The organism is Stenotrophomonas sp. 2694 (genome assembly GCF_040548715.1).
In the GTDB taxonomy this organism is placed as follows: Bacteria; Pseudomonadota; Gammaproteobacteria; order Xanthomonadales; family Xanthomonadaceae; genus Stenotrophomonas; species Stenotrophomonas indicatrix.
In genome coordinates this window covers 53,342-66,989 of sequence record NZ_JBEPSG010000024.1, presented here as the reverse complement: position 1 = coordinate 66,989, position 13,648 = coordinate 53,342, and the positions used below count along the sequence as shown (strand labels likewise).

The following is a 13,648-nucleotide window of genomic DNA, read 5'->3' as shown; positions in this document are numbered from 1 at the left end:
TGGCCGGGGTTTGCGCGGCCCCGGGGGGGCCCCCCCGTGGGGGGGGGGTCCTCGGGGGGTGGGGGGGGGGGGGGGGGGGGGGGGCCCTGTTCGGGGGACGCCGCAAGTACGTCCTTGTAGGCTTGGCAGCCGCTTGCTCGTGTGCGCTGTCCTGCGCACACGGCAAGACCGGGGTTGGGCGTCCTGCCCAGCCCGCCCGAGGCATGCCTCGGGCCCATGCGGCTGACACCCCCGCCCAGCCCACCCACCCGGCCCCTGACAGTTTCCTGTGGCCTGCACCGCAGGAAGAGAAAGAAGAAGAGCGAAAAGCAACAGCAACAGCCGCGTGCTGATGGTTGGGGTCGGATCCGTTTTCCATTGGAAAACGGATCCGGCCCCTTTGTGTTTTCCGATACACCTCATCCACGCATGGCGTGGATCCACCAACCGTCATCGGGAAATTGTCGGAGGCGGGGAGGGGGCAGCTGGCGGGACCGTCCACGGCATGGATGCCGTGGCCGAGCCTACAGGGACGTACTTGCGGCGTGTCCCACCAGCTGCCCCCTCCCCGCCAACCAAGCAACAACCCAGAGCCGCTCCGGCTTTTGTAGTTGCTTTTGCAGTTGCAGTTGCCTCGGCGGGCGCCGGGCAGCCGCCCGGCCGATCACCCCTGTAACTGCAGCCGCTCACGCAGCAGCGGCACCAGCCAATCCAGGAACACCTGCACACGTTGCGCGCGATGCTGCCGGTGCGGCAGCAACAGGGTCACCGGCAGCGGCTGCGCCGCGTACTGGGGCATCACTTCCACCAGCACACCGGTTTGCAGTTCGGCCTGCACGTCGTAGCGTGGAATCTGCAGCAGTCCCAGCCCTGCGACGCAGCAGGCAATCGACGCCTCGGCGCTGTTCACCCGCACCCAGCCGGGCATCGGCAGCGTGCGCAGCTGCGCGCCGTCCTGCCATTCCCACGGCTCCACCCGCGCCGTGGTAGGCGACGCATAGTTCACCGCGCGGTGCTGCTGCAGGTCGGTGGGGTGCTGCGGTACGCCGTGCGCGTGCAGGTACGCTGGCGCGGCAACGTTGACGAAGTCCAGCTGGCCCAGCGTGCGGGCCACCAGGCTGGAGTCACCCAGCTGGCCCACCCTCAGCACCGCATCGCAGCCGTCCTCGATCAGATTCACCGCGCGATCGGTCATGCCAAGGTCCAGCTCGACCTGGGGGTGCCGTGCGAAGAAGTCCGGCAGGGCCGGGGCGATGATGCGGCGGCCGATCCGGCTGGGTACATCGATCTTCAACAGGCCACTCGGCTGTGCGCCGTCCTGGCGGAACAGCGACTCGGCGTCTTCCACCTCGGCGATCAGGCGCAGGCAGCGCACGTAGAAGGTGTCGCCATCGTGGGTGGTGGAGACCCTGCGGGTGGAGCGCTGCAGCAGGCGCGTGCCCAGGCGCTGCTCGAGTTCCGCCACGGCCGCCGAGACGGTGGAGCGGGGCAGGCCGAGCTGGTCGGCGGCGCGGGTGAAGCTGGTGCACTCCACCACCCGGGCAAAGATGCGGAAACGCTCGATCCGGTCCATTGTTCGCCCGCTTTGGAAAGTTAAGTCAATGTTGCGGTCTTTATCCGCAATTTCTGCACGATATCGTCGTCGGCACAGGGTTGCCAGCCCGGCAGCCTCTTCCCGAGACCGATGCCATGACCGACCACCGTATCCAGGGCAAGACCGTGCTGATCGCCGGCGGTGCCAAGAACCTCGGCGGGCTGATCGCCCGCGACTTCGCCGTACAGGGCGCCAAGGCCATCGTCATCCACTACAACAGCGCCGCCACCCAGGCCGACGCCGAGGCGACCGTTGCGGCGGTGCAGGCCGCAGGTGCCAAGGCCGTGGCGTTGCAGGCCGATCTGACCTCGGCCGCTGCGATGGAGCGCCTGTTCGCCGACGCGGTCGCCGCCGTCGGTCGCCCCGACATCGCCATCAACACCGTCGGCAAAGTGCTGAAGAAGCCGATGCTGGACATCAGCGAAGCGGAGTACGACCAGATGAGCGCGGTCAATGCGAAGACGGCCTTTTTCTTCCTCAAGGAGGCAGGGCGCCATGTCAACGACGGCGGCCGCATCTGCACGCTGGTCACGTCCCTGCTGGGCGCGTTCACGCCGTTCTATTCCAGCTACGCGGGCACCAAGGCGCCGGTGGAACACTTCACCCGCGCGGCATCGAAGGAGTTTGGCGAGCGTGGGATCTCGGTGACCGCGATCGGCCCCGGGCCAATGGATACGCCGTTCTTCTATCCGGCCGAGAGTGCCGATGCGCAGGCGTATCACAAGACCGCCGCAGCGCTGTCGGCATTCACCCGTACCGGCCTGACCGATATCGCCGACATCGTGCCGTGGATCCGCTTCCTGGTGACCGACGGTTGGTGGATGACCGGGCAGAGCATCCTGGTCAACGGCGGTTACACCACCAAGTAGAGACACGCGAGACTTGGGTTCGCGCAGTAGATCCACGCCCTGCGTGGATGCTCTTGGCTTCATCCACGCATGGCTTGGATCTACTGTTGATCCCCAAGTGGACAGCTTCAGGGCGTTCACGGGCACAATAGCGGGCTGTCCCGGGGCCGGAGAGCCTGCATGTTCCCTCGCACGATCCGCGCTTGCGTGCTGATGCTGGTTGCCTGCTGCGGTCATGCCGATGCAGAGCCAGCGCAGACCGAGGCCCTGCGCTTCCAGCAGAACCTGCTCGCCGTGCTCGAATGCCGTGCCAGTGCAGATACCCGGCAGACCGTCGCCAGCACCCTGCGGGCGGCACGCTACGGCGATCCGGCCGGTCGCCCGTTGCATCTGCGTGACTGGCATTTCGAGCAGGCCGGAGACGCCGACGCTGCTTCGGTGACGGTCATCGATATGCCGGTGCCGTTGACCGCGCAGGGCGTCCGGACCCAGCGCGTATTCGCAGACGCGCAGGGGTTGTCCATTGCCATCGATGCTGCAGCGCGTGATCGTATCGTTGCCCGCCATGGCCTGCAGCTGCAGTCGAGCACGCTGCGTGAACCTTTCCGGGTGTGGTCCGCACGATCGGTTGATGGCAACACGTCGGCCCCGTCGATCATGGTGAGCAGCTATGGCGACGGCTATCGGTTGGGATGTACTGCCCAATCTGCCAGCACGCAGGGAACGTTGCCACTGGATCGGCAGCAGCGTGCAGATGCCAATGACCTCACTGCGGCCATCGTGTGCCGTGCCGACGATGCGGCCCTGCGCCGCGTCGGGCGCTTGCTGCAGCAGGTGATGGAACAGCCGCAGAGCGAATGGCCGGCAGAGGTGCACGCAGTGTCGGCACCCACGCATGCGATCAACGGCACGGTGCTTCCCGTCTTCCAGATCGAACTGCAGACGCCGCTGCAGATCCAGGGCATCGCCACCGACAAGGTGCTGGCCGCACCGGCCGGCCTGTTCGCTGCAGACCTTGGCAGAATCAACGTGGCAAGCGTGTTGCTCGATGCCGGTCTGACAACTGCTCACCAGCAGGCCGGCGTGCAGGTCTGGCAACGCGAAGCGTCGCGCAGCGGCTTGCCTTCGGGCAGCATCCGAATCCATGAACGCGTGGTGGCCAGAGCTGACGACGGCGCTGTCCTGACCGGATGCAGCAGCTCGCAGATGCGCGCGGCCGCGAGCGATCCGCAGAGCGCGAACATCCCGCACTGAGTGAGTCAGTGCGGGATGCGCAGAGAGAACGGGTACCGGACGCCGTCCGGTACCCCGAACACTCATCCCAGTTTGGCCAGCACCGCGTCGGTGGCCGTCGCCGTGCTCACCGCGTGGCCCTTGGCGGCCAGGTCTGCGGTGAAAACGCCATCGTCCAGCACCGCGTGCACCGCCGCTTCCACCGCTTCTGCTTCGTCTTCCAGCCCCAGCGAATGGCGCAGCAGCATCGCCGCGCTGAAGATCGTCGCGTACGGGTTGGCGATGCCCTTGCCGGCGATGTCCGGTGCCGAGCCGTGGATCGGCTCGTAGATACCCACCGCACCCGGCTCGCCCAGCGATGCCGATGGCAGCAGGCCCAGCGAACCGGCCAGCATCGAGGCCTCATCGGTGAGGATGTCGCCGAACATGTTCTCGGTCACGATCACGTCGTACTCGCGCGGCTTGGCCAGCAGATGCATCGCCATGGAATCGACCAGCTGGTGTTCCAGCGCCACGTCCGCGAATTCCTCGCGGCCGATGCGCGCGGCCACGTCACGCCACAGGCGTGAGGTTTCCAGCACGTTGGCCTTGTCCACCGAAGTGACCTTGCCGCGACGCTGCTGCGCCAGCCGGAAGGCACTGCGCAGCACACGCTCGATCTCGGCCACGGTGTAGCGGCACAGATCGCTGGCGCTGTCGGCATCGCGGGTCTTGTCGCCGAAGTAGATGCCACCGGTCAGTTCGCGCACCACGACGAAGTCCACGCCCTGCAGCAGCTCGGCCTTGATCGGCGAGGCGTGGAGTGCGGCTTCATGGGTGCGCACCGGACGCAGGTTGGCATACAGGCCCAGCGCCTTGCGGATCGCCAGCAGGCCCTGTTCCGGGCGGACCTTGGCGTTCGGGTCGGACCACTTCGGCCCGCCCACGGCGCCCAGCAGCACAGCATTGGCGGCCTGGCAGGCGGCCAGGGTCGACGCCGGCAGCGGTTCGCCGTGGCGGTCGATGGCGATGCCACCGATGTCGTGCTCGCTGAAGGTGAAGGTGTGGTTGAAGCGCTTGGCGACGGCGTTCAGAACGGCGACCGCGGCGGCGGCCACTTCCGGGCCGATGCCATCACCGGGCAGGACAACAATTTCAGCGTGCATGCTCACTCTCGTAACGTTCGATTTCAGGGACACGGCCCAACAGATAACCCAGTTGATCGACGCCTTCCAGCAGGCAGATCTGCGAGAAGCCGTCCAACGGGAAGGAGTAGATGCGGCCATCGGGCGTGCGCAGCTCGCGCGCCGCAATGTCGATGGTCAGCTCATCGTCAGGGCGCTGCATCAGCAGCTGCACGTCGGCCTCGTCCAGTACGATCGGCAGCAGGCCGTTCTTCAGCGAATTGCCGCGGAAGATGTCGGCGATCTCGCTGCTGACGATGGCGCGCAGGCCGAGATCGGTCAGTGCCCACGGCGCATGTTCGCGCGATGAGCCGCAGCCGAAGTTGCGCCCGGCCAGCAGGATGCTGCGGCCGGCATTGTGCGGTTGGTTGAAGGCGAAGTCCGCCACGGGCGAGCCATCGGCCTGCCAGCGCCAATCGTTGAACGCATTGCGGCCCAGGCCAGCACGTTCGGTGGTGGACAGGAACCGCGCCGGAATGATCTGGTCGGTGTCGATGTTGGTCTGGCGCAGCACCACGCTGGCCGAGCTCAGGGTGCGGAAGCCGCTCATCAGGCCACCTCCTGGCTAAACAGTTCACGGGCATCGGCGACGTGGCCCTGCACAGCGGCCCACGCAGCACTCATCGGCGAGGCCAGCAGCGTGCGCGAGCCCGGGCCCTGGCGGCCTTCGAAGTTGCGGTTGCTGGTGCTGACCGCCAGTTGGCCGGGGGCGACCAGGTCGCCATTCATGGCGATGCACATCGAACAACCCGGTTCGCGCCATTCGGCACCGGCCGCGCGCACGATCTCATGGATGCCTTCGGCCTCGGCCTGGCGCTTGACGATCTCAGAACCAGGCACCACCAGCATGCGCACGCGCTCGGCGATGCGACGGCCACGCAGCACCTGTGCCACTTCGCGCATGTCGCTCAGCCGGCCATTGGTGCAGGAGCCGACGAACACTACGTCCACGGGCGTGCCGGCCAGCGTCTGTCCCGCCTGGAAGTGCATGTAATCCAGGCCCTTCTGCGCGGCGGCATCGTTGGCCGCCGGGATCGGCGCATCCACCGCGATGGCGGTGCCGGGGTGGGTGCCCCAGGTCAGGGTCGGGCGGATATCGGCGGCATCGATGTGCACCTCGCTGTCGAAGCGCGCGCCTTCATCGCTGCGCAGCTGCGTCCAGCGGGCAACGGCAGCGTCGAAGTCGGCGCCCTTGGGGCCACGCGGCGTATTGGCGACGAAGTCGAATGTCACCTGGTCGGGAGCGACCATGCCGGCGCGTGCACCGGCTTCGATCGACATGTTGCACAGGGTCATGCGCTGTTCCATGTCCATCGCTTCGATGGTGCTGCCGCGGAACTCGATCACGTGCCCGGTGCCGCCATTGACGCCGATCACGCCGATGATGTGCAGGACCACGTCCTTGGCGCCGATACCCGGTGCGACCTTGCCATCGACGGTGATCGCCAGCGTCTTCGCCTTGCGCTGCAGCAGGCACTGCGTGGCCAGCACATGGCCGACTTCGCTGGTGCCGATGCCGAAGGCCAGCGACCCGAATGCGCCGTGGGTGGAGGTGTGGCTGTCGCCGCAGACGATGGTCATGCCCGGCTGGGTGAAGCCCTGTTCCGGTGCGATCACGTGGACGATGCCGCGGTTGTCCGAGGCCATGTCGAACAGTTCGATGCCGTGCTCGGCGCAGTTGCGCGCCAGCATCGCGACCTGTGCTTCGGAGGCGGCACTGGCGTAGGGCAGCGTACCGTCGGCAGCGGCCGGCAGGGTCGGCGTTGAATGGTCCATCGTGGCCTTGGTCCGATCCGGACGGCGCGGCTTCAGGCCACGCTCGCGCAGCTCGGTGAAGGCCTGCGGCGAGGTCACTTCATGGATCAGGTGCAGGTCGATATACAGCACGGCGGGCGCGCTGTCGGTTTCTGGAACCACCACGTGGGCGTCCCACAGTTTGTCGTACAGGGTGCGGGGTGCGGAAGTCATGCGTTTGCCTGGCAGGAGTACGGAGTAACGGGCATCGAAGAGAAAGTAACAGGAGCAGGTCAGCGGCGCCGCGCGAGCACGCGCAGGCGCACGTAGTCGGCCAGCGGCTGGCCGGCGGCATTGCGCGGCAGGTCGGCCAGCAGGGCAGTGGCGGCATCGCGCACCGTGGCGCGCGCCTCGGCCGGCAGGTCGTCCAGCAGTGGAGCGGCGAATACCCGCAGCCAGCCGGCAACGCCGGTCGGCAGCGCGGTCGGTCGCGGCAGGCATTCGATCAGCTGCACCTGGAAGCCATGCTGGCGCAGGCGGTCTGCGTAGGCATCGGCGGTGGGGAAGTACCACTGGAATGCGCTGGCACCATGGCCATGGGCGACGCGCGCGGCCTGCACGGCGGCAGTGATCGTGGCCACGTTGCCATGGCCGCCGAACTCGGCGACGAAGCGCCCGCCGGGGCGCAGGGCGCGGCGCACGCCCTCCAGCACGCGATCCGGGTCGGGCATCCAATGCAGGGCTGCGTTGCTGAACACCGCATCGAACGCACGGTCGAAGGCCAGGGCGTGGCCGTCCATCACCTGCGCATCGACGCCCCGCGCACGCGCGGCGATCACCATTTCCGGCGAGGCATCGACGCCCTGCATATGTGCGCCGCTGAGGGCCAGTTCGGTGGTGAGCACGCCATCGCCACAACCCAGGTCGAGAATGCGCTCACCGGCACGCGCATCGAGCAGGCGCGCAACGGCGCCACCGAGGGTCGGCACGAAGCCGGCATCGATCGCATAGTCCTGGGCATTCCACTGCTGGCCAGCGCTGCTGGCGGTGGCTGCGGTGTCGAAGGCGCTCATCTCACATTCCTCAGGCGGTGGCGGTGGCAGGTGATTCAGTACTGATGCCGGCGTTGGCCTGGCGCTGGCGCAGCAGGCGGTTGGCCACGTCCAGCCAGGCCAGCGCGGACGCTTCGATGATGTCCTTGCTGGTACCGGTGCCGTCGTACTCCACGCCCTCGTGGCGCACGCTCAGGTTGGCCTCGCCACGCGCGTCGGCGCCGATGCCGACGCTGTGCACGTGGTAGCTGTCCAGCATCAGCTGCACGCCGGTGGCGGCCGACAACGCGCCGAACAGCGCATCGACCGGGCCGTCGCCCTGCGCGGTCTCGGCCACGCGGTTGCCGTCGGGGTCGGACAGTTCGACCAGCGCGTTGGCGCGGCTGCCGACATCGCTGATGGTCATCGAAGCCAGACGGTAGCCCTGGGCATTGGAGCCGCCCTGCATCAGCGTCTGCAGGTCGGCATCGGTGACAACACGCTGCTGCTCGCACAATCCCTTGAACTGCTCGAACACCAGCTTCAGCTCGTCTTCTTCCAGCCAGAAGCCCAGCGCGCGCAGGCGTGCTTCGACGGCAGCGCGGCCACTGTGGCGGCCCAGCACCATCTGCGAATCTTCCCAGCCCACGTCTTCCGGACGCATGATTTCGTAGGTGCCGCGGTGGCGCAGCATGCCGTGCTGATGGATGCCCGACTCATGGGCGAAGGCATTGGCACCCACGATGGCCTTGTTGCGCTGTACCGGCATGCCGACCAGGCGCTGCAGCAGCTGCGAGGTGCCGACAATGCGCGGGGTATCGATGGCGGTGTCCTGCTCGTAGAAAGCCTGGCGCACCTTCAGCACCATCGCGATCTCTTCCAGCGAGCAGTTGCCGGCGCGCTCACCGATGCCGTTGACGGTGCATTCGACCTGGCGCGCGCCGCCTTCGATGGCGGCCAGCGAGTTGGCCACGGCCAGGCCCAGATCGTTGTGGCAGTGGGCGCTGAAGATCACGTTGGCTGCGTTCGGCACATCGGCGACGCCAGCGATGACCTGCTGGAACATCGTGCGGATCTCTTCCGGCGTGGTGAAGCCGACGGTGTCGGGCAGGTTGATGGTGGTGGCGCCGGCAGCGATCGCCACGCGCGAGACCTCGATCAGGTAGTCCAGTTCGGTGCGGGTGGCATCCTCGGCGGAGAACTCCACGTCATCGATGTAGGAGCGGGCCAGCGCTACGTGCCTGCGTACCGATTCCAGTACCTGCTCGCGGGTCATCCGCAGCTTGTGCTCACGGTGCAGCGGGCTGGTCGACAGGAACACATGCAGGCGCGGGTTGGCAGCGGCTTCCAGCGCACGCGCCGAGGTTTCGATGTCGGCCTGCAGGCAGCGCGACAGCACCGCCAGGCTCAGGCTCGGGCGGCGCAGTTCGCGGCCGATCAGGGCCATCGCTTCGCGGTCGGACTGCGAGCTGGCCGGGAAGCCGGTCTCGATGATGTCCACGCCCAGTTCGTCCAGCGCACGCGCCATCACCAGCTTCTGCGGCGGGCTCATGCTGCAGCCGGGGGACTGCTCGCCGTCACGCAGGGTGGTGTCGAAGATGCGGATGCGCGGGGTGGTAATTCGTTCGATGGTGGTCACAGGGAAATCTCCTCGACAGCGGGTGCGACGGCTTGCAGGGGGGAAGGGGAAGGCGTGGGAAAAACGGTGGCGGTCGCCTTGCCGGGCGAGCGCGGGGTTTCTGCCCGGCGTCGGCGCGGCTTGCGTGGCGGGCGTGGGCGGATGTCGGTGAGCAGGCCGGCGAGCACGCCGGCGTCGATGTTGCCGCCGGAGACGACCGCGCACTTGCGGCGCCCGGCGACGCGACGGCCGGCGGCCAGTGCCAGCGCACCGGCGCCTTCGGCGATGATGTGTTCTTCCAGTGCCAGCCGCACCAGGGTCTCGCGCAGCTCGGCTTCGCGCACGATCACCACGTCGTCCAGCAGCGAGGTACACAGGCGACGGGTCAGGAAACCGGGGATCTTCACCCGCACGCCATCGGCCAGCGACGGCACGGGATTGATCTCGCGCACGTCGCCGCGGATCGCGCGGGCCATCGAATCGACCCCCTCGACCTGCGCGCCGACGATGCGCACGCCCTGTGACTTCAGCGCCAGGGCGACGCCGGATGCCAGGCCGCCACCGCCGATCGGTACGATCACCACGTCCGGCGCGTGTGCGGCCAGCTCGATGCCGACGGTGCCCTGGCCGGCGATGACATCGGCATCGTCGAAGGCGGACAGGAAGCGGTAGCCGTGGCGCTGCGCCAGTTCGACGGCGAACGCATAGGCCTCGTCATAGCTGTTGCCGTGCTGGCGCACCGTTGCACCCCAATGGGCGACGCCAGCGATCTTGGTGGCCGGTGCGCCATGCGGCATCACGGTGATGGCCGGCACATCCAGGCGATAGGCGGCCCAGGCCACGCCCTGGGCGTGGTTGCCGGCCGAGGCGCAGATCACCGGCCGGGTATCGCCACGTTCGCGGGCGGCCAGCAGGGCATTCAGCGCGCCGCGGACCTTGTACGAGCCGGTGCGCTGCAGGTTTTCCAGCTTCAGCCAGGTGCCGAAGCGCTCGGCATGATGCAGCGGCGTGGGCGGCAGGAAGCGGCGCAGGCGGGCCTGCGCAGCCAGTACGTCGGCAACGGTTACGTCGCCGACATCGCTTTCCTTGCTGGCGTCAGCGGCCGGCATGGGCCACCAGCAGGGTGTTGCCGACCACCGCATGCGGGCACGGGCGGCGAAGAAGACGCCTCCGTACCGGCACCGTGTTGCAAACGGTACGGGCGTTCATGCGGATGCTCCTTCCAGTGCGGTCATCTGCACCGAAACGCAGTCGTAGATCTTTTCCATCTGCCGGCACAGCGTTTCCGGCGGGCGCTGGCTGTCCACCACCAGTTGCAGGTGCCAACGACCATCATCGGCGGCCACCGGCGCACCGGTGATCGCGCGCGGCGCGAAACCGCGGCGTTCGGCCATGCCGATCACGCGCAGCAGCGCGCCCTCGGCCGGTTGCAGCACCAGGTCAAGCCGGTATTGCATTGGGGATCTCCTGGCGTGCATGTGCAGGGTTGCTTTCCAGCATGGTGCTGTTGGCGGTATTGGGCGGTACCAGCGGCCACACGTTCGCGCGTGCATCGATGGCCACGTGCAGCAGGGCCGGGCCGGGTTCGGCCAGCAGCGCGGCCAGGCCACCTTCGACGTCATCACGTGCGTCGATGCGCGTGGCCGCGATGCCGAACACCTTGGCCAGGGCGACGAAGTCCGGGTTGTCGGACAGGTCGATCTCGCTGTAACGCTCGGCAAAGAACAGTTCCTGCCACTGCCGCACCATGCCCAGCGAACTGTTGTCCAGCAGGATGATCTTCACCGGCAGGCGGCAGCGGGCGATGGTCGCCAGCTCCTGCACGTTCATCATGAAGCTGCCATCGCCGGACACCAGCACCACCGTGCGCTCGGGGCAGGCGAACTGCGCGCCCATCGCCGCCGGCAGGCCGAAGCCCATCGTGCCCAGTGCACCGCTGGTCAGGTGGTTGCGCGGATGAGTGAAGCGGCAGTGCTGCGCAACCCACATCTGGTGCTGGCCGACGTCGCAGGCGACCACCGTATCGGCCGGCGCCAGTTCGCTCAGGCGCTTCAGCAGCGCCGGGGCGTAGATGTGCTGGCCGGGTGCGTCGTAGCGCGCGGCGAAGCGATCGCGATGCTGTGCGCAGCGCTTGCGCCATGCGTCCTGGTGGGCCTTGGGGGAGGGGAAGGCCGCACGCAGGGCGCGGATGGCGTGGCCGACGTTGCCGGGCACGGCGACATCGGCGCTGCGCAGCTTGGAGATCTCGTACGCATCGGCATCGATGTGCACCACGCGGGCAAACGGTGCGAACTCGGCCAGCTTGCCGGTCGCCCGATCATCGAAGCGCGCACCCAGCACCAGCAGCAGATCGCTTTCCTGCACGGCCATGTTCGCCGCGCGGGTGCCGTGCATGCCCAGCATGCCCAGCGACTGCGGGTGCTGGGGAGGCAGCGCGCCCAGCCCACGCAGGGTCATCACGGTGGGGATGGCGCTGGCTTCGACGAATTCGCGCAGGTCCTGCACGGCATCGCCCAGGGCGATGCCACCACCGGCGTAGACCACCGGCTTCTCGGCCGCCGCCAGAGCCGCGATGGCCTCGGCGATGGCCGCGTCGGCGGGGGCCGGCGGCGGTTCCACATTGGCCGGCACATGCGCCGGCAGGTGGCTGGCATCGGCCAGCTGCACGTCCTTGGGCAGATCGATCAGCACCGGGCCGGGACGGCCTTCGCGGGCGATGCGGAAAGCATCGGCCACCACGCGCGGCAGGTCATCGACGCTGCGCACCAGCCAGCTGTGCTTGACGATCGGCATCGTCAGGCCGAACACGTCCAGTTCCTGGAACGCATCGGTGCCCAGCAGCGGCGTGGCGACCTGGCCGGTGATGCAGACCATCGGCACCGAATCGAGCATCGCATCGGCGATGCCGGTGACCAGGTTCGACGCGCCCGGACCGGAGGTCGCCACGCAGACGCCGACCTGGCCACTGGCGCGCGCAAAGCCGTTGGCGGCCAGTGCCGCGCCCTGCTCATGGCGCACCAGGATGTGCTTCAGCGACGAATCCACCAGCGCGTCGTAGAACGGCATGATGGTGCCGCCCGGATAGCCGAACAGCGTACGGACACCCTCGGCCTCCAGCGCCTGGGTCAGCCAGCGCGCGCCGTTGGGCGGCGCGCTGCGGTGTGTGGGAGAGTTCATGGGGGAACCTTGCAGAGCGGGTGGGGGTGCCGCGTTGTTACGCGGCTTGACCTTGCAACCAGACCATCTTGGCGCGCAGTTCCTTGCCTACCTTCTCGATCGGGTGCTCCAGGTCGGCCTGCTTGAACTTGTTGTAGTTCGGCAGGCCCGCTTCGTACTCGGCCACCCAGTTCTTGGTGAAGGTGCCGTCCTGGATGTCCTTCAGCACTTCCTTCATGCGCGCCTTGGTACCGGCGTCGATCACCCGCGGGCCGCTGACGTAGTCGCCGTACTGCGCGGTCTCGGAGATGAACTCCAGCATCCGCGAGATGCCGCCTTCGTAGAACAGGTCGACGATCAGCTTCAGTTCGTGCAGCACTTCGTAGTAGGCGATTTCCGGCTGGTAACCGGCTTCCACCAGCGTCTCGAAGCCCGCCTGCACCAGTGCCGAAGCGCCGCCGCACAGCACTGCCTGCTCGCCGAACAGATCGGTTTCGGTTTCTTCCTTGAAGGTGGTCTGGATCAGGTTGGCGCGCGCACCACCCAGGCCGGCCGCATAGGCGAGCGCGTACTCGGCGGCCTTGCCGCTCTTGTCCTGGTAGACCGCCCAGATGCATGGCACACCGCGGCCGATTTCATATTCGCGACGGACCAGTGCACCCGGGCCCTTCGGTGCGACCAGCACGACGTCCAGGTCTTCGCGCGGCTTGATCATGTCGAAGTGCACGTTCAGACCATGCGCGAACAGCAGCACCGCGCCCTGCTTCATGTTCGACGCCAGCACATCCTCGTACAGCTTCTTCTGCACCATGTCCGGGGTCAGCACCGCGACCAGGTCGGCATCCTTCACCGCATCGGCCGGTGCCTTCACGGTGAAGCCATCGGCCTGTGCCTTGACCTCGGTGGGGCCGCCCGGACGCAGGCCTACCACCACATCGAAGCCGGATTCACGCAGGTTCAGCGCGTGCGCGCGGCCCTGGCTGCCGTAGCCGATGACGGCGATCTTGGTCTGGGGCAGTTCGTTGGTGCTCATGGGGGAGGTTCCTTGCGGGTGGGAAGAAAAAAGACGGCCGGCAGTCGAAGCGACGTACCGGCCGGTCAGGGAAAAGCGGGGAGGGCAGCGCCGCGCATCGCACAGGTACTGCCACCACGAGAGTTCGTGGTGCAGCGGGTCCAGGTTGTGGAGGAGGCGGTGGTCATGGTGGTTGCGTCTGAAACCAGGTCCTGAAATGAAAAAACCCGCACCTGGGCGGGTGCGGGTTTTTGAAGAGTTCCGGTGTGTTTGTTGCTTA

At 67.5% G+C, this 13,648-nt stretch carries 12 protein-coding genes; 2 read left to right on the top strand and 10 right to left on the bottom strand.

Features of this window, described 5'->3' with window-relative positions:
• Positions 1-643 precede the first annotated feature (643 nt).
• Complete coding sequence (locus ABIA73_RS19140) at positions 644-1,552, bottom strand: LysR family transcriptional regulator (RefSeq protein WP_088101240.1); 909 nt, start codon at positions 1,550-1,552, stop codon at positions 644-646.
• 116 nt (positions 1,553-1,668) lie between these two features.
• On the opposite strand from ABIA73_RS19140, the gene ABIA73_RS19135 reads away from it, so the two are divergent.
• Entirely contained in the window at positions 1,669-2,442 is a 774-nt protein-coding gene (locus ABIA73_RS19135) for an SDR family oxidoreductase (RefSeq protein WP_279208692.1), read from the top strand.
• A 159-nt stretch (positions 2,443-2,601) separates the two neighbouring features.
• Positions 2,602-3,675 (top strand): hypothetical protein, encoded by a 1,074-nt coding sequence (locus ABIA73_RS19130; protein ID WP_140227647.1) that lies wholly within the window; start codon positions 2,602-2,604, stop codon positions 3,673-3,675.
• Between the two features lie 62 nt (positions 3,676-3,737).
• On the opposite strand, the gene leuB is transcribed toward ABIA73_RS19130, so the two are convergent.
• The 9 genes from leuB to ilvC form a co-directional block, all read right to left on the bottom strand.
• Positions 3,738-4,799 (bottom strand): 3-isopropylmalate dehydrogenase, encoded by a 1,062-nt coding sequence (leuB, locus tag ABIA73_RS19125; protein ID WP_140227646.1) that lies wholly within the window; start codon positions 4,797-4,799, stop codon positions 3,738-3,740.
• Positions 4,789-5,367 carry a 3-isopropylmalate dehydratase small subunit gene (gene leuD, locus ABIA73_RS19120; protein ID WP_354276164.1) on the bottom strand — a complete coding sequence of 193 codons (579 nt, stop codon included), beginning with the start codon at positions 5,365-5,367 and terminating at the stop codon, positions 4,789-4,791. Before leuD ends, leuB begins: the two co-directional genes overlap by 11 nt.
• Complete coding sequence (gene leuC, locus ABIA73_RS19115; RefSeq protein WP_140227645.1) at positions 5,367-6,785, bottom strand: 3-isopropylmalate dehydratase large subunit; 1,419 nt, start codon at positions 6,783-6,785, stop codon at positions 5,367-5,369. The genes leuD and leuC overlap by 1 nt, the downstream gene beginning before the upstream one ends.
• A gap of 59 nt (positions 6,786-6,844) precedes the next feature.
• On the bottom strand, positions 6,845-7,624 hold the full coding sequence (locus tag ABIA73_RS19110; protein WP_140227644.1) for a class I SAM-dependent methyltransferase: 780 nt from the start codon (positions 7,622-7,624) through the stop codon (positions 6,845-6,847).
• Positions 7,625-7,634: 10 nt separating this feature from the next.
• The gene (locus tag ABIA73_RS19105) at positions 7,635-9,221 is read right to left on the bottom strand and encodes a 2-isopropylmalate synthase (protein ID WP_025874148.1); all 1,587 of its coding nucleotides are present in this window, start codon (positions 9,219-9,221) and stop codon (positions 7,635-7,637) included.
• Positions 9,218-10,309, bottom strand: a complete 1,092-nt coding sequence (locus ABIA73_RS19100; RefSeq protein ID WP_140227643.1) for a threonine dehydratase — start codon at positions 10,307-10,309, stop codon at positions 9,218-9,220. The genes ABIA73_RS19105 and ABIA73_RS19100 overlap by 4 nt, the downstream gene beginning before the upstream one ends.
• A 96-nt stretch (positions 10,310-10,405) precedes the next feature.
• On the bottom strand, positions 10,406-10,657 hold the full coding sequence (locus ABIA73_RS19095; protein WP_025874150.1) for an ACT domain-containing protein: 252 nt from the start codon (positions 10,655-10,657) through the stop codon (positions 10,406-10,408).
• Positions 10,641-12,377 carry an acetolactate synthase 2 catalytic subunit gene (ilvG, locus tag ABIA73_RS19090; RefSeq protein WP_059065039.1) on the bottom strand — a complete coding sequence of 579 codons (1,737 nt, stop codon included), beginning with the start codon at positions 12,375-12,377 and terminating at the stop codon, positions 10,641-10,643. Before ilvG ends, ABIA73_RS19095 begins: the two co-directional genes overlap by 17 nt.
• A gap of 37 nt (positions 12,378-12,414) precedes the next feature.
• A complete protein-coding gene (gene ilvC / locus ABIA73_RS19085; RefSeq protein WP_025874152.1) occupies positions 12,415-13,389 on the bottom strand; it encodes a ketol-acid reductoisomerase in 975 nt (324 codons plus the stop codon).
• Positions 13,390-13,648: the final 259 nt, after the last annotated feature.